Raw genomic sequence first — 22261 nt, forward strand, 5'->3', positions numbered from 1 at the left:
CTGGACCCGACCGGCAGAGGTCAGGCACGATGGATCACACGGTGGAAGCCCGCTCTGAACGCTTTCGCGATCACCTTCGCGGACCGTTGGCCCGGATCAGAAACCTACTAATGGAAAACGGCCGAAACACCGTTAACGGGATAGTCCCCGACCCTGTTGGAGGGTCGCGGCTTTCGCTGTCTGGGTTGGCTAGTCGGCGAGCTTGGCGACTGCCTGAGCCCAGAGGAAGTACTTGTTGGTGCCCAGATCGCGCACGGTCTTGATGTTGAACGCATTTTTGAGGTGCTGGGCATCTCCGGGGCTCACACCTTGGAGTGCCTCGACGGGGGCGTCAGCGAGCTCACTGATCGGCTTTTCCTCGTATGCCTTGTCGAACTTGTCGGCTATTCCACCCATGACGATGACCTCCTGTGTGCGGCTCGGTGTACCGGGGTTGGCACACCGTCACCATCCTAGGAAGCGCGGCCCGAGCTCGAACCGGCGATCAACTCGCCTGGCGGCAGTCCAACAGCCGTGTGGACCGGGCCGGCCTCGGAGGTGCGCCGATAGGGTCACCCGGCCGGTCCCACTGACACCGTCAAGTGGGTTCGAGCATTCGAGCCATCAGGCACCAAGAAGCCGCGAGATTGATCGGGCAAACCCGTGTGCCAAAGCATCAACGCCAACAGTCCCGGATACACCTACCTGCACTCCAAAATGGACGCCGGGATGACCCGCCGGTGAGCCATGCGCTGCCTCAAACGTCAAGTCGCCGAGAAACTCTGGCGCACCATGTGCGACGACCACCGACGATGGCAAGCACTCCAGCAACTCGAAAGCCTAGCGATGTAAACCTCGACAGATCCCCGGCCGTCGCGGCGCAACACCCGCCTGCGACGGCTATTCCGGGGTGGCTGGCGAAGGGGCGGGGACCTGCTTCCCGCGTACCCCGAATCGGTGTGAGTGCGCCAGGTCCCCGCTCGGCTAGAGCGTACTAGGCCGCTCGAACATGCGTTCGCTGGCTGGGGTGGACGCATGAATAAGAACCCGTGGCGACCTGTTTTGGGCATGAAAAAGCCCCGTGCGTCGAATTGGGGTTCGACCACGGGGCTTGCAAGAACGCCCAGGGGGTTGGGGGGTGCGCAACCAGTGGGTGCGCGGCGCCTTACGGCGACATCAGCGTCTCCATGGTGGGGATATAGGTGTTACTTCCGTCGCCAGGCCCGCAGCGGCACAGCGAGGGCTTTGAGCAAGCGCTCGACGCGTCGGACCGGTGCGTCGCGGCCACCGAGGACCACGAGGTAGAGCAGCGGAAGAACACCCACCCCGAGCAGGGTGAGAGCGATGAGTCCCAGAGCGCAGAACGCAGAGACGTCTCCGAACATTTGATTACCCCTTAGGTGAGGTGCGCCGCGCACGCCGAAGAGACCAGCCGCCACGAGGGCGTGCCGGTCGGCGGTGCGTGACAGGGTGGTGGCCCCGATGCTGACCAGACGGTCAGCGGGCACAAAAAAACCGGCCAGTGGCCGGTTGTGCGCATAGTTCTAGCGCGTCATCAGTGTTGCACGATTTTCTGTGGATAACTCGCAGCTGCGACTCGGCGAGTCGGCACCTGCGGCCCCCCGAGGCGATGGCCGCCGCGCCAGGCAGCTCGCCACAGAGTTCACCTGTTGTTGGTTGGCAGCGCATATCGATGCCTGTCAATATTGAAGGATGTCGATACAAGAGGGATCTGCGGGCGAGGCGTGTTGTTCTCCGCTGGTGCGTGAGCCGTTGACCGAGGATTGGGCCGCTGATCTGGCGCGGATGTTCAAATCGTTGGCCGACCCGGTCCGGTTGCGGATGCTGAGCCTGATCGCCAGTCACGCGGGCGGTGAGGCGTGTGTCTGCGATCTCTCCGATTCGTTCGACCTGTCCCAGCCCACGATCTCGCATCACCTGAAGGTGCTGCGCTCAGCGGGCTTGCTCGACTGCGAACGCCGAGGCACGTGGGTTTACTACTGGGTGGTTCCGTCGGCGCTGCAGCAACTGTCGGCAGTGTTGCTGGTGGAGAGCACCATGACGGTGCCGGCCCAGGCCCAGGCGGAGGTCGGGGCATGAGCCAGAGCACCGCCGAGCATCCGGCAGTGGTGGGCAAGCTGTCGACCCTGGATCGGTTTTTGCCGGTATGGATCGGGGTGGCGATGGTGGCCGGTCTGCTGTTGGGCCGAATGATTCCGGGCTTGGACGATGTGGTGAGCGCGGTCGAGATCGATGGGATCTCACTGCCTATCGCGATCGGGTTGCTGATCATGATGTACCCGGTGTTGGCGAAAGTGCGCTACGACCGCCTCGACACTGTCACCGGTGACCGCAAGCTGCTGATCGGCTCGTTGGTGTTGAACTGGGTGCTGGGGCCGGCGTTGATGTTTGCGCTTGCCTGGCTCATGCTGCCCGACCTCCCCGAGTACCGGACCGGTTTGATCATTGTCGGTTTGGCCCGTTGCATCGCCATGGTGATCATCTGGAACGACCTGGCCTGCGGTGACCGTGAAGCCGCAGCGGTGCTGGTCGCGATCAACTCGGTGTTCCAGGTGATCATGTTTGCCATCTTGGGCTGGTTCTACCTGTCGGTCCTGCCGGGCTGGCTCGGGCTGGAACAAACCACCATCGACGCCTCCCCGTGGCAGATCGCCAAATCAGTATTGATCTTCCTGGGTGTCCCGTTGCTCGCCGGGTTCTTGACCCGCCGCTACGGCGAAAAAGCCAAGGGCCGCACCTGGTATGAGGAGACGTTCCTGCCGAAGATCGGCCCGTGGGCGCTGTACGGGTTGCTGTTCACCATCGTCATCCTCTTCGCCCTGCAGGGCGACCAGATCACTTCCAAACCGTGGGATGTGGTGCGGATCGCGCTCCCGCTGCTGGCGTACTTCGCCATCATGTGGGGCGGTGGCTACGCCCTGGGCGCCGCGATGGGGTTGGGGTACGAACGCACCACCACCCTTGCGTTTACCGCCGCCGGCAACAACTTTGAACTCGCGATCGCTGTGGCTATCGCAACCTACGGCGTCACCTCGGGCCAGGCGTTGGCCGGTGTGGTCGGCCCGCTGATCGAGGTCCCGGTCCTTGTTGGTCTGGTGTATGTCTCTCTCGCTCTGCGCAAGCGCTTCACCCCCACCCCCGCCCTCTCGTCTGTGACCAAGGAGTCCTGATGTCTGAACACCGCGCTCAACCCGAACTGTTGATGCCCCAAGCGTTGCTGTCGCGCACTGCAGCGGTGCTGTCTGAGAAGTACGAGGGTGTGTTCTCCCCGCAAACGGTGGAACGCTACGTGTTCGAGTCTTACACCGCGCTGCGCCGCACCTCCACGATTCACAACCACCTGCCGACGCTGGCCGGCCGGTTCGCTGCCGACCGGCTCACCGCTCTGGCCCAGTCCCAGGGCGACGCGCCCAAAGACGTCCCCGAGGTGTTGTTCATCTGCGTGCACAATGCCGGGCGATCACAAATGGCCGCAGCCCTTCTCAACCATTACGGCCAAGGCCGCGTCCATGTGCGCTCAGCCGGGTCGGCACCGGTCAATGCCATCAACCCGATGGTCATCGACGCCATGTCCGAGATCGGTTTGGATTTGGGTGCCGAGTACCCCAAGCCGCTGACCGACGATGTCGTGGCTGCCGCCGATGTGGTGGTGTCGATGGGGTGTGGTGATGCATGCGCGATCTACCCCGGTAAGCGCTACCTGGACTGGACGCTCGACGACCCGCAAGGACAATCCCTCGATGTGGTGCGCGCTATTCGTGACGACCTCGACACCCGGGTCCAGGAGTTGTTGCGCGAGTTGACCACTCCCGTTCCCGCCTGACCAGCTCGCCCCTCTCCCTCTGCCCTTGACGAAAGGATCTCGACTCCCATGACCACCACCCCCAGCGTCCTGTTCGTCTGCGTGCACAACGCGGGCCGTTCGCAGATGGCCGCCGGTTTCCTGGCCCACCTGGCCGGCGATGCGATCGAGGTCCGCTCCGCGGGCAGCGCCCCCGCTGACACCATCAACCCTGCCGCGGTGGAGGCGATGGCCGAGGTGGGTATCGACATCACCGCCCAAACCCCCAAGATCCTCACCACTGATGCCGTGCAGGCCTCTGATGTGGTGATCACCATGGGATGCGGCGACAGCTGCCCGATCTTCCCCGGCAAAAGCTACCGGGACTGGGTTCTCGATGACCCCGCCGGTCAAGGCGTGGAGGCGGTCCGGCCGATTCGCGACGAAATCAAAACCCGCGTCGAAGCGCTCATCGCCGAACTCACCTCCGCGTCCCCGGCCCACTGATCAGCTGATTGTTCAAGCCAGGAGAACCATGACTGACACCGTGCACGAACTGATCATCGTGGGCTCTGGGCCCGCCGGCTACACCGCCGGTATCTACGCCGGCCGCGCCGAACTGGCACCGCTGCTGTTCGAAGGCAGCCAGTTCGGTGGGGCGTTGATGACCACCACCGACGTGGAGAACTTCCCGGGCTTTCGCGCCGGGATCATGGGTCCGGAGTTGATGGAGGAGATGCGTGAGCAGGCAACACGTTTCGGTGCCGCCATCCACACTGAGGACGTCGACCAGCTCGAGCTGGCTGGGCCGATCAAGACTGTTCACGCCGGCGGGGTTGCCTACCACGCTCATGCGGTGATCCTGGCGATGGGCGCTGCGGCCCGCTACCTGAACATCCCTGGGGAACAAGAACTTTTAGGGCGGGGCGTCAGCGCGTGCGCCACCTGTGATGGCTTCTTCTTCCGGGACCAGGACATCGTGGTCGTCGGCGGCGGTGATTCAGCGATGGAAGAGGCCACGTTCTTGACCCGTTTTGCCCGCAGCGTCAGCCTGGTGCACCGCCGCACCGAGTTCCGGGCGTCGCGGATCATGCTCGAACGCGCCAGAGCCAACCCCAAGATCCGGTTTGTCACCAACGCCGAACCGGTACAGGTTCTCGGCGAGGGCAGTGTCACCGGACTGGTTGTCCGCGACACGATCACCGGCGAGCACACCACGCTCGCGGCGACCGGGATGTTCGTGGCCATCGGTCACGATCCGCGCAATGCATTGGTCGCCGGACAGGTCGACCTCGATGACGCCGGCTACGTACGGGTGCAGTCCCCCACTACCGCCACCTCGGTGGACGGGGTGTTCGCCGCGGGCGATCTGGTCGATCACACCTACCGGCAAGCGATCACCGCCGCCGGGACCGGTTGCGCTGCCGCGATCGATGCCGAACGGTGGCTCGCTGACCGCGGCGACATCACCAGCAACACCCTCGCCGCGGCCGGCCAGCCCGTCGCCGCCACCATCACCGCCTGACCACCTGTAGAAAGCCTGTGCCTGATGACTATTGAGATTTTTGAACCGGCCCTGTGTTGTGCCACCGGTATGTGCGGCGACGACGTCGATCAAGCTCTGATCAGCTTTACTGCGGACCTGGACTGGCTCCGCAGCCAGGGCGTCGACATCGCCCGATTCAATCTGGCCAGCGAGCCGATGGCCTTCGCCGATCGCGAACCGGTCACCGCATTTTTGCAGCTCTCCGGATCCCAAGGCCTGCCGTTGGTGCTGGTGGACGGTGTCACCGCGATGACCGGCCGCTACCCCACCCGCGAACAGCTGGCCTCTTGGGCCGGGCTCACCGCCTCGGGCGACACTCCCGCGACCGCACCGGCAGCAGGTGCCGGACTGCTCACCCTCACCGACACCAGCGGAAGCTGCGCTCCTGGCGCCGACGCCGCGAGCGGTTGCTGCTGACCGTGCCTTCCCCCACATTCCTCGACCAGGCACCCCGGTTTCTGTTCTTCACCGGCAAAGGCGGTGTCGGGAAAACCTCCATCGCGTGTGCTTCGGCCATCACCCTGGCCGGAGCCGGCAAGAGTGTGTTGCTGGTGAGCACCGATCCGGCCTCCAACGTCGGCCAGGTGTTCGGGCTGACGATCGGCAACACCATCACCACAATCCCTGCCGTGCCGGGCTTGTCGGCGCTGGAGATTGATCCTGAGGAGGCCGCGGCCGCCTACCGAGAACGGATCGTCGGACCGGTCCGTGGCCTGCTGCCCGAGGCCGAGCTCGCCACCATCACCGAACAGCTATCGGGCTCGTGCACCACTGAAATCGCCTCGTTCAACGAGTTCACCACTTTGCTCACCGACGTCGACGACAGGTTGGCCGGGTTCGATCACGTGTTGTTCGACACCGCACCCACCGGCCACACCATCCGCTTGCTGCAACTACCCGGATCATGGACCGACTTCCTCACAGACGGCAAAGGTGACCCGTCCTGCCTGGGACCACTGTCTGGGTTGGACAAACAACGCACCATGTATGCCGGGGCGGTCGCCGCGTTGGCTGACCCGACGCTCACCCGCCTCGTCCTCGTTGCCCGCGCCCAGCACTCCACTCTGGCCGAGATCGCCCGCACCCACACCGAACTCGCGGCCATCGGACTGACCACCCAACACGTGGTCATCAACGGCGTCCTTCCACGCCCGGACACCGATGATCGACTCGCACACGCCATCTACGACAGAGAACAACAGGCCGTCGCTGATCTGCCCCGTGAGCTCCGGGCGTTGCCGGTCGACCACATCGACCTCAAACCCACCAACATCGTCGGACTCGATGCACTCGCGAGTCTGCTGCGCCCGACCACCACTGATCGCCACGTCGGTACAGGACCGGAGATCACTGCCGACCTCGATGATGCCCCGCTTTCAGCACTGATCGACGAACTCGAGCCCCAGGGCCACGGGCTCATCATGTGCATGGGTAAAGGTGGGGTCGGCAAGACCACGATCGCCGCAGCGGTCGCGGTGGCCTTGGCCGGCCGCGGCCACCAGGTGCACCTGACGACCACGGACCCCGCCGCCCACCTCGCCGACACCCTCAGTGACGATGTGGACAACCTGACGGTCTCACGCATCGACCCCGCCGAGGCGACCGAGCAGTACCGCCAGCGGGTGTTGGCCACCAAAGGCGCTCACCTCGACGAGCGGGGCCGCGCCACCCTGGCCGAGGATTTGCGGTCACCGTGCACCGAGGAAGTCGCTGTCTTTCAAGCCTTTTCTCGTGTCATAAACCAATCGCGACGCACCTTCGTGGTCGTCGATACCGCACCCACCGGGCACTCCCTGCTACTGCTCGATGCGACCGGCTCCTACCACCGTGAGATCACCCGGCAGATGGGTGAGAACGCCTCGTTCACCACCCCGATGATGCGATTACAGAATCCGGACGACACCAAAGTGCTGGTCGTGACCCTGCCCGAGACCACCCCACGCCTGGAAGCCGAAGGCCTGCACCACGATCTGCAACGCGCCGGCATCACCCCGTGGGCGTGGGTCATCAACAACTCGCTGGCCGCCGCACACCCCACCTCGCCGCTCCTGGCCCGTCGGGCTCACGCCGAACTCGACGAGATCGCCGCCATCACCGACACGCACCATCGTGTTGCGGTCATCCCCATGCTGGCCACCGAACCCGTCGGCGTCAGCGCCCTACTGGACCTAGCAGCACCGACGCCGCACATCCGCACACCTGTCCACCACTGACGAACTATGCGCTACACCGAACGAAAAGGATTGCCTGCCATCATGAGTTCGACTCCTCGTGTTCTGTTTGTCTGCGTCAAGAACGGCGGCAAATCGCAAATGGCGGCCGGCCTGATGAGCAAGGTCGCCGGTGACTCGGTCGACGTCTTTTCCGCGGGCACCGCTCCCGGGTCGGCCATCAACGCACTCTCGGCCCGATCGCTCCTCGAGGTCGGTGTTGACATCTCCGCCAACACACCCCGCGCCATCGATCCGGACCTGCTCGCACACATGGATGTCGTGGTCACCCTCGGCCGCGAGGCCACACCTCCGGTCGTCGACGGACCCCGATACGAGAACTGGGACACCGACGAACCGTCCGAGCGTGGCATCGACGGCATCGAGCGAATGCGACTGGTCCGCGATGACATCGCCGAGCGGGTCACCGACCTCCATACCCGCCTCACCACCAACTAATTTCACCACCAGCACGCGCTCACGGACGCGGACCCGTACACACCCGAGTGGCGGGCACCCAATACCGGTGCCCCCACTCGTGTTCGACTCGTCAGCTAGCAATGCGCTAGTGGGAGGCGGCGCCAACCTGCGAGGCCTGCGCGGTGCCGCAGCACGCCGACGCCGACTCGTCAGCGACCGGAACATCGTTGTCGGCCAGCAGCTGTGGGCTGGTGCCGAAGGTGTCCGAGGCGGCCAGGACCGTGTAGACCTCCCATTTCTCGCCCGCCGGGCCGGTCACCCACACCTTGTCCTGGGTCGCGAAGCAGCACGTCGCGTTGATCTCTTCCTCGGTGAACAGGCCCTCCCCACTCAGGCGCGCGATCTCGGAATGGACCTTCTCGCTGGACTCCACCTCGACACCGAGATGGTTGATCGTTCCGCCCTTACCGGGGTTTTCCAGCAACACCAGCTTCAGTGGCGGCTCGGCCACCGCGAAGTTCGCGTATCCCGGCTTACGTTTGGCCGGAGCAACATTGAACAACTTCGAGTAGAACTCGACCGCCTGCTCCAGATCGTCGACGTTGAGTGCCAACTGCATACGGGACATAACTTCCTCCACCTGTGAGACATACATCGAACTAGCCGAGACCCAGAGTGCCGACCTCTTCGACATATGTCAATAGCGTGCGTAGGATTGAGACATGCCCAAGACGCTGCCGGTGATCGACATGACCGCACCCATCTGCTGCGCCCCAGTCTCGGCATCACCCATGGATGATGCAGCCGCCCTGGAAGTCGCGTTGCGGCTCAAAGCCCTGGCCGATCCAGTGCGCATCAAACTGATGTCCATCCTGCTCACCGACGCCGCCGGCGAAGTGTGCACCTGCGACCTGGCGGCCGCCGTCGGGCTCTCTGAGCCGACCGTCAGCCACCACCTAGGGCAGCTCAAGAAAGCCGGCATGGTCCACCCCGAACGCCGAGGCATGAACGTCTTCTACCGCGCGCATACCGACGCGCTCCAGGCGTTGCGACAGGTGTTGGACCCGACCTGCTGCCGCTAGCCAGCGCGCATCCATCAGGAGTTGTCCAACAACCTGTTGGACAACTTCTCCCCAGAACTTGACTAGTGCAGTCAAGGTTGAAAACGCCGCTACGGAAAGCGACATCGGTGGTGGTGTGCGGCTGGGATCCCGGTCCGCGCGGTGGACTTCGGGCGCTGGTGCCCCGGTGTCCCACAACCCTGCCGGCGAGCTGTGTTACATCAGGCATGTGGGTACCGGGTTCAGCGCCAAAGACCGGCGCATTCTGCGTGTGCAGCTCGAGGCGATCGAGCAACCGACCCCACCATTCAACCAATCGCTCGCGGCCGATGCTGGCTCGTCGATGCGGTGGGTCAGCGCCGTCTACGTCGGCGACATCGAGTACCGCGAGTTCACCGGCCACCTGCGCCATCCAGCTGGAAACGACTGCGGGACATACCCACATCCACTGTCGGGTGGCCCGGCGAGCATTAAGGGAGGTTATGGCCCTGCCTGCGGGCCCAGTCCCGGATCCCCTGCGTCTGCTCGGCTGCTGCCGACCGTTGGGGCTGGCGGTCGGCGGCCGCGGGCGTTCCTGGCCTGTTGACGACCTCGACGACCGTGAAGGTGGCAGCGCGCAACAGCTGCGGAGTCAGACGCAGACCGGTCAGGCTGTCGCAGAGAGCAAAGGTCGCTTCGTCGTCGTGAAACTCGGTACGTTTGACCGGCTCGTCGGGTTCGAGTTCGAACCCGCCGATCTGACGCATGATCGGCACAAGCTCATCAGGTGCCGATCCGTTCCGCTGAGAGGCGAACAGCGTTTCAAACCACGTTCGGTTCTCACCGTCGACGTACCAAAAGAAGTACGAGTTCTCGCTGCCGTGATGGACGACCACTTCCCTGCCGACTGAAAGTGGTTGCATCAGTTCCGGTGTCGCACCAACATAGCCGTTGTTTTCGTACATGATGACCCAATCGCCATGCTGGACGAGGCCGACCAAAAGATTGTTATCACCGATCTCCTCCCACGACTCTCGCGACCGCGACAGGAGCGTGGTGAGGTCGCCCCGCTCGGGTTGCCCGACTGTAGGCAGAGCGTTAATCACGTCGGGAACCGTCGCGTGGCGGATGAACGTCAAACAGAACCCGTAGAACAGATCCGGCGCCTTCTTGGTCCACGCGTAGTCCCGGTACGTCACATTCCCCATGGCAGCCACCATAGACAAATCAGACGCACAGTCGCAGTTGCGCACAAGGCCAATGCTTTCCAGGCTTTTTACACCCCATCGCCCCGCGCCTACTGAAATATCGAACCTAGTGTACCCCTGGGTCCCGCGCTGGGTGCCGTCGACGTAGCCGACGGGCAGCCAAACAGGCTCTTGGTGTGCGTTATTCGGGATTATCCAGTTCGTCTCTGACGTAGCGCTCCGATCGTCGCCCTGGGCGGTCGGCGGGTTGTGTCTCTGCCGAAGACTGCTGGCCTGAATCTTAATTCTCTGTCCTCACCATTCCGGGCCAGTAGTCTGCCCCTAGGGATATATCGAGCGGGGTGGGGGCGTTGGTTGTGGTCAAGTGGGTACAGGTCCTTTCCGCAATGGTCGACGGGCCCAGTGCCCCCGTGTCCGGCGTCGTTAGTCCAGAGGTGCCCGATGATCAGCGCACCTTTAACTTCGGGTGGGCCGGTCAACCACCACTGGTCGTAAACACGAACACGCCAGTACGGATGTGGAGACACGGTCACCGTCTTCGCGCCGAATTACTCAGTGGTGAACCAGCTTTCCGGACCGACGGAACTACTGCTTGGCAATTCAGCAACGGCGAGTGCGTCCGGGCCCCTCTTGGACGTGTCCTGTACGTCGGCCCCGGGGACGTGTTGATTCGAACGCGGTCGGCCAACGAATGGACTGGCTCTGACTTCACACGCCCCACAGACCGACCAATCAGGGAGATCGACTTCTTAGGACGGCACTGCTGGGAAGTTGAACTCGCTCCGCCGTCCCACAAGCCGGCGCCGATCCAGTTAGTCGTCGATGTAGCCACCGGGACGGTGCTCGAGCAACGCAACGACGCTTTCGCGATGAGGGTTTCATACATCGAGTTCGCAGTGATCGATCCGCCCTCGACGGACTTCTTTCAATGGGATGGGCCCGCCACGTCGATCGAAGAACGCGACGCGCTCATGCGGGCCGAACGAGAAAGGGCCACCCAGAACGGAGTCGAATGGTTCCGCGAGCACGTTAGCGCCGAGAAACTGCAGATCCCCGTGTCCATCGAACTGGAGGTTCAGGACGTACGCCAGTACACCGAGGATGGATCTTTCGAAGCAACCGTAGGCAGCCCCCGAAGCGGCATCCGTGGCATCCTCGCGCGACGGCCTCGGGGCTCAGAGTCGTGGCCATTGCGCTGGGAAAACGCCGAGCATTTGCCAGCGACCAGGTGGTCAACGCCTGACTATGACTGGGCCCTCGGCATGTATGAGCACATGACACTGGATACGTCGGTCCTGCACCGTCTGCAGGATCTTCTGCACCCCGGCTTTCCGGCCCAGCCGTCCACCTATCCCTCGAAACCCTGAAGCACTCACCTCGCGTGCAGCCAAGTCGCAAGACCCCACTGAGCGCGTTCGCTGTCGGTGGCCCCGGCTACGGTCCGAAACACGTGTTTAGGCCGGGCTACGAACGGAGCCACCATGTTGGTTACAACGGGTGCTCGATGCCGACGGCGGCGACACCTCGTGGACCGTGCTCGATGAGCACTACGCGGTCCTCGAGCCGGTAGATGTCTTCCTCGCTTACCTGACACGGATCGAGCGTTCTTCGACGACCGTGCGTTCGTATGCCTTCGATCTCCGCGACTACTTCACCTTCTTGCACTCGCGACAGATTGACTGACTGCGGTGGTCTCCGGAAGATCTCGGCCGCTTCGTAGCCTGGCTACGACTCACTTCGGACGCACGGCGAGGCACAGTGACTTGATTGATGCGGCGACCGGGCGTCGCCCGTGCGGTGGCACCGCGCAAGCGCCCGCTACGTCTTAGGCGCATCGGGCGTTTGTCCAACCGCCTGTTGGACAATTGCTGTGGGGCGCCGGTGCAGTGTGGCTCCTGCGGTCGCTGTGTTAGTTGGCCTCGTGGAAAGCGTCGACGATGGTGTTCGGGATGCGGCCGCGGTCGGACACTTCGTATCCGTTGGAGCGCGCCCATTCCCGGATCGCCGCCAACTGTTCCTTATTGGTGCGCGGCGCCGAGACGGTAGGCGCCTGCTTGCTGGAGCTGCGTTTGTGTCGGCCACCGATCCTGGTGGCCTTGTCGATCCACTTACCCATGTCTTTGTCGAACTTCTCCGCCGACTTCGCCCCGAGATCGAGCGAATAGTCCACACCGTTGATCGTGAACGTCTGCACAATGACCTCCGACGGGTCGAGTTCAGAGCCGTCGACGTCATCGGTGATTTGTTCAATGGTCGCGCGCGCCATAGCGGTCAGCCCTGTCGTAAATGGTGGTCAGTGGCGATCGTCCACCTGTTTAAGGGGGACGTCCGGTCTGTGTTCGCTGAACATACCGTTCATTTACCGGCACCTTCCGAACCGTGGGTGGCCACGTTATGTCGCGGTGCGCGCTCACACCAGATATCCGCTCCAACGGAAGGCGTCAACGGAAGGCCTGCACCCACCTAGTCGTCTTGGGCGTCGACGCTTACACCGTTGGCGCAGAACAGTGTCGCTCGAAACGTCGGTCGACGAGTCCTCGAACAAAACCCTGTCGTCGGCCAACCCCTATCTCTCGAGAGGCCGGCATGGCTCCGGGGACAGCAGAAGTCTCTAGTTGCTCCACACGATGTTGAGCAAGTCCATAGCGTGGGTGAGGTCGGCGTTATCTGGTGTCAGGGTGGTGTGGCCGAGGTCAACGATGTGTGGGCTGATGGTGGGGTCCCCGCCTTGTTCGTAGACCGCCCACAATGTGAGGCCGTCGCCGTGGCGGGAGTCGAACTCGATACCCGAGACCGGCTCCATCCTCGGGATAAGGGTGTTGATCCAGCGGGAGATCGCTTGGGTCAGGGCGCGGGGGCGCCCGTCGCGGATCGCGGCACCATCAAGATCATCCAACCCGTACGTGATTGCGGTCCTGCGGAACAGGGTGCGTAGTGCAGCGAGGGTGACCAGATGACCGGGCAGAACATAGGTTCCGGTGATCGTGCCGTAGGCCAGCACCCGCGGATGACACCACGCCGACGGCAGCTGCCCCGGCGATGCCGACGGGTACAGTTCGGCGTCCTCGTCGTCGACCACGATGTCCTCGAGCTCAGCAAGGACCTGGGGGGCTGGGCCGCGCGAACGCTAGTACTTCCAGCAGACACGCCAGCGGTGTGGCCCCGCAGTAGAGGGTGCGCCACACCCCGTCGGGGTCGTCCCACCGGCCGGTGAACCGGCCGTCGGTAGCGTATTCCCACGGTGTCCACGTCCACGGCTGCGGCAGATACCCGACCCGGTGCACCGCTGCACTGTCGCGGCGGGCCGCGGCCACCAGGCCGGCCGGTGTCTCAAACTCGATAACTACTGGCTGGGTCATCCGATGGCAGCGAACTGCCGTGCCGCAGCCAACACAAGCGGGCCGGTCTCGGCGAGGTCACCGTCACGCAGCAACACCGCGGGGGCCCGGTCATCAAGGATGGGGTTGAGGCCCTGGAACCACGCCTGCGCCACCGCGGGAGTGTCGCGGCTGGTGATCAACCGGGCCGCCCGATACGCGATCCGCAGACGCTCCACATCGGTGTCGTTGCCAATCGTGCGAACACCGTCGGCCCACTGTCGCACCGCCCGAGTCTCTTTGACCCGCCCCAGATAGGCAACCAGCTTCACGCCCAACAGATCCCGCAACGCCGTCACCAACTCGGCCTGCGACATCCGCGCCGCCTCGTTATACGCAGCCAGATCCGGCCTAGGATGAGCAGCAGTCATACCCAACACCTCCAATCACAGTGTAAAACACAACCAGCATCCCAGCCAGGTGATCCCGTTCCGCGCTCGCCACTCGGGCTGCGAGCGCCCCCCGCCAGCGATCAACAGTCGCGGGCCCTGCGGCCGTCAGCGCGCTTCACACCTGCTCGCGGGCGCTCACCCGATCTCGCTCAGGAGGTGTTCGGTGCGCGCCAGCAGTTCGCTGGTCTGGCGGTCCAGTGCGGTGAATATCTCGCCGAGGTCATCGAGTTCAGCGGTCGCGTGCCGGCGGGCAGACACTCCCTCGTCGTACGTGTCGGGCAGATCGACGACGGGAATGGTGACGCTGGCGGTGACGGTGGGTGCGGTGTGGCGGTCGGCCACGGTCTGTGCCCACAGTCCGCGGTCGGTGACGGGTCTGCCGGTCGCGCGTAGGTGGGTGTGCAGGATCGCCGAGACCGCCCGGGGTGAGAGGCCGGTGGTGGTGTCGCCGATGGGTGCAGTGGGGTTGCCCCACCTGTCGAACGCCGGCAACAGGACAGCGTCGGGATCGACAGGCTCATAGGCGACCAGGCACGGTGCTGGTGGTCGGGCGGGGGCCTGATGCAGGACCGGTGCCCAGGTCAAGGGTGAGGGCCGGCGGAGGGTGAGGTCTCGGAGCAGGGTCCAGCGGGTCCAGACCGCGTACGGCCCGTACCGATCGTGCAGGTCGGGTGCGGCGGTGATGTGGTGGTATCCGCCGACGTGCACAGTGCCGTCGACGGGGTCGGCGGTGATGTCCCCGCACCGCAACTCCCCCACCTGACCGACCGGGATCCCCAGCTGGCAGACCAGGGTGAGGATGAGGGCGTCGCGGCGGCCGAACAACCCGGCCGGCCACCCATGCGCCGGCAACCGCCCGATCGCCTGTACCGCGGTGTGGTGGTGGCGTTCTCGGTCCGACAGCAAAGTGCGGACGGCGGTGATGGTGCCCGGCGGGGTACGGCCGGTCAGGCGGTGGGCAGTGTTGATGGCCGAGACCCGACGGCGCAGCGTGGCCCGCGACAGACCCGGCTCGAAATGCAGGTACCGGGCCGTCGTGACCGGCGACGACCCCAGCGGGTCGAGATCAAAGGCGGTGCACCAGTCGGTGTAGAGCTGCCAGTCACCGCGGTAGGACCGCGGCAACCGATAGAGCATCTCATCGGCCAGTGCTGCGAGCGGTGGTTGGTGCCTGGTCATCGGGGTTACATGCCGATGGTGGTGGCGGCGTTCTGGACGTGAATGTTGTTGTCCCGGGCATAGTTCAGCAGCGATTCAACGGATTTGTGGCCGGTCTGCTTCATGATGGTGGTCGGTTCGTGGCCGGTGCGGAACGCTTCGGTGACGAACCCCGCACGCAGACTGTGCGCTCCGTAGCGGGTGATGTCCAGATCCGGGCGCGCGGCCGCCAGGCGGCGGCGCACCAGGGTGTGGATGAGTTGCCCGGCTGGGGCGGTGTCGGCGAGGTCGCTGGCCGCGGTCACCGACCGAAAGAGATCCGACTCTGCCGGCACCTCCGGAAGGACGCCGGCGCAGACGTGATGCTCATGAGGGCGGTCGGCGGCCAGGAGTCGGATCAGCCCGGCCCGCCCTAACCGGTCAAACGCATTGTGGCAGTGCAGCCACCGCACATACGCGCACGGCCCACACGTTTCCAAATGCTCCCCGGTCGGGAGGGCCTTGCGTTGACCCGTCCCATCTTGGTCGGTTTTCGACTTGCGGACGGTGATGATCCAGCCATCGCGGGTCCGCCGCACATCACCCACCGCCAGGGCGACGATTTCTGAGCGGCGCATCGCCCCCGCCCACCCGAGCACCAACGCGGCGGTGTCGCGGCGCTCCCTGAGTTTGGTGCGCCACGTGGTCGCCGACGCGCGGGCGGTGTGCACCATCGCCCGCAAATCCACCAAATCCAACGGATCTTCCGGTTGGCGGGGCCGCCGCCCTGACGCTGCGCCGCGGCGGCGGATCGCCGACAACGTGCCCGCGACCACGGGACTGAGCCACAGCGGTGTCTCATCGGGCGTCGACTGTTGCTGGGGTGCATGGGCTTTGTGGACGAACTTGATCGCCGCTGCCGCGCCCTCGATCGCCGACATCGAATACGCCGCATTCCCGCGGACGTCGACGGTGTTCTCCAGCGCGAGAAGGTAATCGGCCACCACATGCGGATGCGCCGGCAACGCCCGATGCCCATACTGGTCGCAGTACTTCTCGAACACCGACCACGCCCGCGTGTAATTCCTGCGAGTGGACGGTGCCCTGGTATCGAGCAGCGAGGTTTCCACCCGCCGCCGCACCTCCGCCGACACCTCCAACGACGCCACCGAACCTGGCGCCGGACCAGGATCAGCGGGTGACAGTAACTCCGTCACGCCACAACACCTTTCGGCTCGAGCGCATCACGTGCAGGAGGGCGCGAGAACAGGACGACCGCGCCCAAGGCCATCGAAATGACAGCCGGGGCTGTCGTCGACACCATAAAGTGTTCGCTGCCACTCGAGTACCGACACATGAGCCACCCGCCGGCACGAACCTCGGGCAGCATTGTCAGCGTGTGGTCGACGGCGTCGGCAACAACCAGCAGGTGCTCGGTGATCCAGTCCCACTCGTCCTCGGCCGCCAGCACCGTCGGCGCATCCGCGGTCGGCCATATGACTGTGTCATCGGGATACATGTCGGCAAACGCGGATTTCAGCCATGAAGGGCAATCCCCCACTACCGCATCGCGTAGCTCAGCGCGCATGCTGACCGCCACCGTCACGTCATCATCCTCCGCTGACCGAACCCCACTGTGCACCCTAGGCGACAGCGGCGAGCGAGCTGGGCGTGACGCGCCTACCACCCGCCGAACCTAACAGCGGCCACCGACAACCCCACCGGACACAGTCGGCCGTGGCAATTAAGGTTCCGTCCTTCACGAATCGGCGCTGCTGTAGCTGACGTAAACAGACATTATCGGCGTTGTATGGCCACACAGTGCGTTCTCCCACCCAGAGTCGAAGAACTCAAGCGTGCATACTCTGGCCTGCCGTCAGTGCCCCGTCGGCTCCGCGCTAACTGGTTTTGGCAGGAATACCCGGGCAACGCCGGGAACTGCACCGGCCACATCGGCGGTCGATCGGATGTCGCCAATCACCACCTCGACCGCACCGTCGGCACGCGCGAGGCGGGCCTGTTCCTCGCTCTTGACGAAAGCACGTACGGTCTCGCCTCGCTCGGCCAGCCTGCGCCACGCTGCGGCCCACTCCCGCGCCGGCTCCGGTCACCAGGATCATCTCCACCACGTCCACTCCTCTCGTCGACAACCGAACCGGCATGCGCCGTATGCGCTTTTGGACGCGACTTCATTCCGCTGCTCGTCGAGCGTCGCGCCCATGAACAGATCGCCGGCTCGTCCTACCTCGCTCCCCCGGAACTGAGCACTACCGCCCCCTGAGGTTCGCCCCGGAGAACTTCTTCCCCCGCCACTGCAGATGTGGCTCAGTGGACGCGCTCAGCGAGCACGGTGGCGATATCAACTGCAGTAGCGCAGTTCTCATCCACAACGCCAGCATTTTTGAGCGCGTACTCGAACTGGATGGTCCCACCCGATGGCACCGACACCCACAGCTGGCACGTTTGAGTGCCACTGAAGTTGCGGTCATCCTCGACGAACGCCGGCCGCCCAGCGACGGCCAGGGTGCGAAAGTTCACTTCATTGCGGTAGGCGTCCTCAAGGTCCTCGAATTGCCGCCAGATGTCGGGCAGGAAATACATCACCGCCGTAGTGGGCGCGGTGGGCAGGCTCTGCCACCGACAAAACCCGGAGCCGTCCCCGACCACACCCGGACTGACCATCCCGAACCGGGCCAGGTCGGCCTCGTCGAACACCGCGCACTGATGGTTCACCAGATCCGCCAACGTCCAGGGCGGAGACGACGGCGGCGGGGTATCAGATCCCCGAATCGTCACTGGCGTCGACGGCTGCGGCCGCGAGGAACCACCGTCGTCACCGAGATCGCACGCTGACACCACAAACCCCACCAACAGCACCACCGCGATCGCACGACTGAACCTCCTGCACCGCAACACAACATCCCCCTTACGTGCCCAACATCACTCAGTTCTCTTCCGGCACCACACGGCTAGTTTCTACCGGGTCGGCTGCGGTGGCGACCACGGCGGCGGATGGTAGTCGCCAGGCTTCGGTAGCGGAAAGGTCAAAGTCGGAGAGCTCACCGGCGGCGGCACGATGATCGTTGCTTCCGGATTCGCGTGCATCGCCTCAGTCAGCACCGTGATCGGCGGCGAACCCACGTCGCGCGCGTCCTGTTCGCTGATAGGCACATCGCCCACGACCGGGATGACCGTAAACCACCCCTTCGATTCCAAGATGCGGGCAGCGAACAAGTACCACTGACCGGGCGCGAGTGGTACGTCGCCGCCCAGGGACATGTACACCCCGGCCACTGTTCCCCCTTGCTGATTGACCAACGCGGTGCGCGCGACCGTACCTTTCACCACTACGCCGACAGTGACGTCGTACTGCGTTTCCGGACCACCTCCTAGAGATTCGGTGCCAGAGAGTGCGGCGACCTGCCCGGTGAAGATGTGGGTGGCCATAGCCACCAGGTTGCGCGGGTCGGTGGTGTCGGCGACCGGGTCATAGGGCATGACCAGAGTGGACGTTGCTGAATCGAGGGTGACAACACCGCCGGGCCACTGCGAATCACCCTTGCTGTCACCACATCCCGCCAACATCGCGACGGCCACCGCAGCCGCGCACGCCATCCGATGCGGCGACCGTCCACTTATGTTCACCACAACCCACCCTCCGCTGCCGAATCGATACCCCGCCGACAGGCCCGTCCCCGACAGTCTGCGCCCCGGCGCCTGCGTCTGCCCGAGTTACGACGTGATCGCCATGACTGGTCGGTGGTCAGACCCAGGGGTATTGCGTCGTTCGGCGGGGTTGTCGGTGATCGACGGGGTGGCGCCGGCGTGGTCGGTGGTCACCGCACCGTCGGCGATCTGATCGACCAGTGCGTGGCTGACCAGGATGTGGTCGATCAGTTCACGGCGGCCGCGGTAAATACGGGAGAACCGTTGATCCTCGGGGATGCGGGCGGCGAGGTTCCACAAGCGTTGACGATCGCCACTGTCAGGTTGGGTGTACCCGCCGGTGCCGATCTCAGATCCGGGCGGCCCCGCCAGCAGCTGGGTGGTCGCAGCATCGACGGTGTCATTGAGATCACCGAGCACCACCACCGGTGCGTCATCAGCGGCGGTGAGGATCGTTGTGGCGGCCGCACGGACCGTCGCCGCCTCCGCTGCCCGCCGGAACAACGCGTAGGTAGCGAACCGGGCCCGCTCATCCTCATCGCGAGGATTGAACCGGCCGCCAGGAAAGGTCAACAGTTTCGACTTGAGGTGGCAGGTCAGCACATGCATCCCGTCGACCACCGCATGCAAGGCGGGCCGGCCCATCGCCGTCTCCCCCACTGCGGTGTCATCGATCTGGACCGGGCGCAGCCCGTCGAGGAACGGGCCCACCTGGTACACCTGCGACAACGGGGTACGAGCTGCTATCGCCACCCTGATCCCGCGCCCGTCCGGATCAGCGGTCTCCACATGCCACGTACCGCCGACCCGGCCCAGCACGTCGTCGAGGGCTTCGGGGTCACCGATCTCCTGCAGCGCAAGAACATCCGGGTCCATAGCGGTGATCGTCGCCGCCAGCGCATCGGCCTTGGCCGCAAACTCGGCCGCACCGTCCGGGCCGCTGTCAGCGTTAGGGGTGAACAAGTTTTCCACATTCCACGTCGCGATCGAGACCATAAAGCCCACTGTCCCAAGACGTGAACGGGCAAGCGCGGAACCTCGGTGACCTCAAGCGAACGATCCGGTGAACACCTGTCATCCACCATGCGCGGGCAACGATCAGCGTGCGCAAGACTGAAGCCGACGAGTCCCGGCGGAACGGTAGCGTCGGCCTGGTGATCGTCTGGATTAACGGCACCCACGGCTCGGGAAAGACAACGACCAGCCGCCTCCTGCCGACGCTACTTCCAGATACACGAGTGCTCGACGCCGCGAACCCCGGCGATGCCCCCAATTTGATCGCGAGCTACGGGACCAACGGCGAACTCGGCTACGTGAAAGCGTTAGACCTACCGGCCACCGACCCCGGTTCGTCAACCGGACAGCGGTTCTCAAGACTCCTGTACGCCAACGATGGACAAACCGTGAAGGGTGAGTTCACCATCAGCTGATGACCCCCGGTAGTTGGCACGATCTTTTTACCCAGCGGGCCCGGCGACTCGAGACCAATAAACTCGGGAACATTCGCCGGGTCAGCTGGCGTTCCGCCGACGCCAGAATGCTCCAGCGTTTGGAACGAAGTCAACCACGAGATGTCCTATCACGCGTTTACAACGAGTCTCGCCACCGTCAACCCATCGCTTACAGTAAAACCTTCCGGCGCTAAATCTGCATCCTGGGAGCGACCCATTTCCCCGGTTAGACCGGCAGCTTCCCTGCGGGGGACGTCGAGATCTCGTTCGCCAGCTCGCAGCCTGGGTAATCTGACCGATCTATAGCTACCAGATCGATCGATACCACCTCCGATCACGCAAGCGTCGATAGAAGCACCAGCTACACGTTCAGAGGACAGATCCTTTATGATCTGCGTAACCCGTTGTGTTGCAATTGGATTCGTCTCCGTTGACAAGGTAGGCATTTCGCCGACTCCTGCATCTTCTTCGCCGTCGTCGTTCTGATTCTCACTGTCCTCTTCGAACCCGGCATCAGCGGGAGCTCGAGGCGCCGCTGCTACAGGCTCCCTTGGTAACCCAGCACCGTGCCGCTCAACGGGGATGGCCGTTCATTTTGGTCGGGGCGGGTCGTGGTGGGATCGCGAAAGCAGAGATCGCGGCGGCGACGGCAGCGGCTACCGAGGTGAACAGGAAGGCTTGCTGGAAGCCGGTGTTGTTCCCGTCGGCGACGAGACTGATCGCGGCGACGCTGGAAGCGGTGGCCACACCAACGGAGGCGCCGAATTCGTGGAAGGTGCTCAACAGGCCCGAGGCTATGCCGGCTTCCTCCGGACCGATTTGGCCCAGGGCGGTGGCTGAGGCCACAACGAACAGCGCGCCGATGCCGAAGGCGGAGAAGCTGACGCCGATCGTGGTGGCCAACGTCGTGGACCAGACCGCGGGCACCAGCAATCCTATGGCGGCGACGATCATGCCCGAGGCGCCAAGTGCGCGCGCTCCGAGACGGCCGATGAGGCGTCCGACGAGGTTGGCTCCGGCCATGGTGGCCAGGGCGATCGGGAGGAATAGCAGTCCGGTGGTGAGAGGTCCGTGGCCGGCCGACTGTTGGAAGTAGAAGGTGCCCAAGAAGAACACTGCGACCATCAGTGCTGTGCCGATCATGATGACGAACACTCCAGCTCCGACCGGTCGCCGGCCCAGAAGGCTGAGTTTCATCAGCGGCGATGAAGCGGTTCTCTGACGCCAGGTGAACAGCAGGTAGAGCACCACCGCGGTCCCGGCGGCCGCGACTGTTTCACGACTGGTCCAACCAGTCTCGCCGGCAACGGTCAGAGAGTAGATGGCCGAGCCCGTGGCTGCTGTGACCAGCAGTGCGCCAAGAACGTCCAGTGACGACTGGGGCGTCCGTGCCGGGGGCAACGGTGGCAGCACACGCAGCAGGCCGATCAACACAATCAGGCCTACCGGGATGTTGATGAAGAACACCCATGGCCAGCCTGGCCCGGCGGTGATCAGTCCGCCGAGCAGAACCCCTACCGCCGCGCCCCCGCCGCCCAAGGCCGACCAGATACCCAGGGCGCGATTGCGTTCATCCCCGACGAACAATCGAATGACCACCGACAAGGCCGCAGGTGAGAGCATTGCCGCTCCGACGCCCTGCGCGACTCGGCCGCCGAGCAACCATTCGGCATTCTCGGCGAGCCCAGCTGTCAGGGATCCGGCGGTGAAGGCGACGAGGCCTGCGAAGACAAGCGGCTTGGCCCCGTACAGGTCTGCACTTCGCCCACCGAGCAGCATCAAACCGCCGAACGTCAGGGTGTATGCGGCAACCACCCACGTCAGCGCCTCGCGCGACAGGCTCAGATCCGTACCGATCTGCGGCAGCGCGATCGCCACCACGGTCACGTCGAGGATGAGCATGAACTGGGCCGTACCCAATAGGGCGAGAGCAAGCCACCGCTTCGGGTTCAGCCCCTCGCCAATTTCCGAAATGTCCGTCGCGGAATTCATCACAGCCTCCTAAGTCATACACGAGCGTTCGAGTTATTCGC

Annotated in this window: 29 protein-coding genes; 13 read left to right on the forward strand and 16 right to left on the reverse strand. The window is 64.3% G+C overall.

Annotated features, from left to right (window positions below; all coding sequences use genetic code 11):
* Positions 1-189: 189 nt before the first annotated feature.
* Positions 190-396, reverse strand: coding sequence for a hypothetical protein (locus tag KXR83_RS24820; protein ID WP_023955796.1), 207 nt, complete (start codon positions 394-396; stop codon positions 190-192).
* A 788-nt stretch (positions 397-1184) separates the two neighbouring features.
* Positions 1185-1487: a hypothetical protein gene (locus tag KXR83_RS24825; protein ID WP_023955798.1), complete on the reverse strand. Its 303-nt coding sequence runs from the start codon at positions 1485-1487 to the stop codon at positions 1185-1187.
* A gap of 205 nt (positions 1488-1692) precedes the next feature.
* Here KXR83_RS24825 and KXR83_RS24830 point away from each other — a divergent pair, with 205 nt between their 5' ends.
* The 8 genes from KXR83_RS24830 to KXR83_RS24865 are packed head-to-tail and all read left to right on the forward strand — an operon-like array spanning position 1693 to position 7996.
* On the forward strand, positions 1693-2079 hold the full coding sequence (locus KXR83_RS24830; RefSeq protein ID WP_023955800.1) for an ArsR/SmtB family transcription factor: 387 nt from the start codon (positions 1693-1695) through the stop codon (positions 2077-2079).
* A complete protein-coding gene (arsB, locus tag KXR83_RS24835; protein WP_023955802.1) occupies positions 2076-3170 on the forward strand; it encodes an ACR3 family arsenite efflux transporter in 1095 nt (364 codons plus the stop codon). Before KXR83_RS24830 ends, arsB begins: the two co-directional genes overlap by 4 nt.
* Positions 3170-3823 (forward strand): arsenate reductase ArsC, encoded by a 654-nt coding sequence (locus KXR83_RS24840; RefSeq protein WP_023955804.1) that lies wholly within the window; start codon positions 3170-3172, stop codon positions 3821-3823. The genes arsB and KXR83_RS24840 overlap by 1 nt, the downstream gene beginning before the upstream one ends.
* A 48-nt stretch (positions 3824-3871) precedes the next feature.
* On the forward strand, positions 3872-4288 hold the full coding sequence (locus tag KXR83_RS24845; RefSeq protein WP_023955806.1) for an arsenate reductase ArsC: 417 nt from the start codon (positions 3872-3874) through the stop codon (positions 4286-4288).
* Positions 4289-4316: 28 nt separating this feature from the next.
* On the forward strand, positions 4317-5306 hold the full coding sequence (gene trxB, locus KXR83_RS24850; RefSeq protein WP_023955807.1) for a thioredoxin-disulfide reductase: 990 nt from the start codon (positions 4317-4319) through the stop codon (positions 5304-5306).
* 21 nt (positions 5307-5327) lie between these two features.
* Positions 5328-5744 (forward strand): arsenite efflux transporter metallochaperone ArsD, encoded by a 417-nt coding sequence (gene arsD / locus KXR83_RS24855; RefSeq protein ID WP_031331597.1) that lies wholly within the window; start codon positions 5328-5330, stop codon positions 5742-5744.
* A 2-nt stretch (positions 5745-5746) separates the two neighbouring features.
* The gene (gene arsA, locus KXR83_RS24860; RefSeq protein ID WP_031331598.1) at positions 5747-7540 is read left to right on the forward strand and encodes an arsenical pump-driving ATPase; all 1794 of its coding nucleotides are present in this window, start codon (positions 5747-5749) and stop codon (positions 7538-7540) included.
* Between the two features lie 42 nt (positions 7541-7582).
* Entirely contained in the window at positions 7583-7996 is a 414-nt protein-coding gene (locus tag KXR83_RS24865) for a low molecular weight phosphatase family protein (RefSeq protein ID WP_031331599.1), read from the forward strand.
* Between the two features lie 106 nt (positions 7997-8102).
* Here the strand turns inward: KXR83_RS24865 and KXR83_RS24870 are convergent, their stop codons facing one another.
* Positions 8103-8585 carry an ArsI/CadI family heavy metal resistance metalloenzyme gene (locus KXR83_RS24870; protein WP_031331600.1) on the reverse strand — a complete coding sequence of 161 codons (483 nt, stop codon included), beginning with the start codon at positions 8583-8585 and terminating at the stop codon, positions 8103-8105.
* Between the two features lie 94 nt (positions 8586-8679).
* On the opposite strand from KXR83_RS24870, the gene KXR83_RS24875 reads away from it, so the two are divergent.
* On the forward strand, positions 8680-9039 hold the full coding sequence (locus KXR83_RS24875) for an Rv2640c family ArsR-like transcriptional regulator (RefSeq protein WP_023955812.1): 360 nt from the start codon (positions 8680-8682) through the stop codon (positions 9037-9039).
* Between the two features lie 166 nt (positions 9040-9205).
* Positions 9206-9604 (forward strand): hypothetical protein, encoded by a 399-nt coding sequence (locus tag KXR83_RS24880; protein WP_161633979.1) that lies wholly within the window; start codon positions 9206-9208, stop codon positions 9602-9604.
* Here the strand turns inward: KXR83_RS24880 and KXR83_RS24885 are convergent.
* Complete coding sequence (locus KXR83_RS24885) at positions 9489-10205, reverse strand: DUF6461 domain-containing protein (protein WP_116917969.1); 717 nt, start codon at positions 10203-10205, stop codon at positions 9489-9491. The genes KXR83_RS24880 and KXR83_RS24885 overlap by 116 nt on opposite strands.
* An 869-nt stretch (positions 10206-11074) precedes the next feature.
* Between KXR83_RS24885 and KXR83_RS24890 the strand changes: the two genes are divergently transcribed.
* Both KXR83_RS24890 and KXR83_RS24895 read left to right on the forward strand, forming a co-directional pair.
* Complete coding sequence (locus KXR83_RS24890; protein ID WP_152538000.1) at positions 11075-11572, forward strand: hypothetical protein; 498 nt, start codon at positions 11075-11077, stop codon at positions 11570-11572.
* A gap of 130 nt (positions 11573-11702) precedes the next feature.
* Positions 11703-11888 carry a hypothetical protein gene (locus KXR83_RS24895; protein ID WP_031331602.1) on the forward strand — a complete coding sequence of 62 codons (186 nt, stop codon included), beginning with the start codon at positions 11703-11705 and terminating at the stop codon, positions 11886-11888.
* A 226-nt stretch (positions 11889-12114) separates the two neighbouring features.
* Here KXR83_RS24895 and KXR83_RS24900 read toward each other — a convergent pair whose 3' ends face one another.
* From KXR83_RS24900 to KXR83_RS24950, 11 genes are all read right to left on the reverse strand, one after another.
* Complete coding sequence (locus KXR83_RS24900; protein ID WP_437427110.1) at positions 12115-12471, reverse strand: histone-like nucleoid-structuring protein Lsr2; 357 nt, start codon at positions 12469-12471, stop codon at positions 12115-12117.
* Between the two features lie 345 nt (positions 12472-12816).
* Complete coding sequence (locus KXR83_RS24905) at positions 12817-13284, reverse strand: hypothetical protein (protein WP_235189426.1); 468 nt, start codon at positions 13282-13284, stop codon at positions 12817-12819.
* 13 nt (positions 13285-13297) lie between these two features.
* A complete protein-coding gene (locus KXR83_RS24910; protein WP_235189428.1) occupies positions 13298-13564 on the reverse strand; it encodes an RES domain-containing protein in 267 nt (88 codons plus the stop codon).
* A complete protein-coding gene (locus KXR83_RS24915) occupies positions 13561-13953 on the reverse strand; it encodes a hypothetical protein (RefSeq protein ID WP_031331603.1) in 393 nt (130 codons plus the stop codon). Before KXR83_RS24915 ends, KXR83_RS24910 begins: the two co-directional genes overlap by 4 nt.
* Positions 13954-14109: 156 nt before the next feature.
* On the reverse strand, positions 14110-15153 hold the full coding sequence (locus KXR83_RS24920) for a hypothetical protein (protein ID WP_023955818.1): 1044 nt from the start codon (positions 15151-15153) through the stop codon (positions 14110-14112).
* Positions 15154-15158: 5 nt separating this feature from the next.
* Complete coding sequence (locus tag KXR83_RS24925; protein WP_023955819.1) at positions 15159-16328, reverse strand: integrase; 1170 nt, start codon at positions 16326-16328, stop codon at positions 15159-15161.
* A complete protein-coding gene (locus tag KXR83_RS24930) occupies positions 16325-16717 on the reverse strand; it encodes a hypothetical protein (protein WP_023955820.1) in 393 nt (130 codons plus the stop codon). The genes KXR83_RS24925 and KXR83_RS24930 overlap by 4 nt, the downstream gene beginning before the upstream one ends.
* A 270-nt stretch (positions 16718-16987) precedes the next feature.
* The gene (locus KXR83_RS24935) at positions 16988-17179 is read right to left on the reverse strand and encodes an NAD(P)H-binding protein (protein ID WP_116917971.1); all 192 of its coding nucleotides are present in this window, start codon (positions 17177-17179) and stop codon (positions 16988-16990) included.
* A 257-nt stretch (positions 17180-17436) separates the two neighbouring features.
* Positions 17437-18027 (reverse strand): DUF3558 family protein, encoded by a 591-nt coding sequence (locus KXR83_RS24940; protein ID WP_081729659.1) that lies wholly within the window; start codon positions 18025-18027, stop codon positions 17437-17439.
* Positions 18028-18087: 60 nt separating this feature from the next.
* Positions 18088-18759, reverse strand: a complete 672-nt coding sequence (locus KXR83_RS24945) for a hypothetical protein (RefSeq protein WP_133248758.1) — start codon at positions 18757-18759, stop codon at positions 18088-18090.
* A gap of 84 nt (positions 18760-18843) precedes the next feature.
* On the reverse strand, positions 18844-19773 hold the full coding sequence (locus tag KXR83_RS24950) for an endonuclease/exonuclease/phosphatase family protein (protein WP_023955823.1): 930 nt from the start codon (positions 19771-19773) through the stop codon (positions 18844-18846).
* A 107-nt stretch (positions 19774-19880) separates the two neighbouring features.
* Here KXR83_RS24950 and KXR83_RS24955 point away from each other — a divergent pair, with 107 nt between their 5' ends.
* The gene (locus KXR83_RS24955; RefSeq protein ID WP_023955824.1) at positions 19881-20207 is read left to right on the forward strand and encodes a hypothetical protein; all 327 of its coding nucleotides are present in this window, start codon (positions 19881-19883) and stop codon (positions 20205-20207) included.
* A gap of 594 nt (positions 20208-20801) precedes the next feature.
* Here KXR83_RS24955 and KXR83_RS24960 read toward each other — a convergent pair.
* Positions 20802-22220, reverse strand: a complete 1419-nt coding sequence (locus tag KXR83_RS24960) for an MFS transporter (RefSeq protein ID WP_023955825.1) — start codon at positions 22218-22220, stop codon at positions 20802-20804.
* Between the last annotated feature and the right edge of the window lie 41 nt (positions 22221-22261).

Source organism: Williamsia muralis, assembly GCF_051487485.1.
GTDB lineage: Bacteria > Actinomycetota > Actinomycetes > Mycobacteriales > Mycobacteriaceae > Williamsia > Williamsia muralis_B.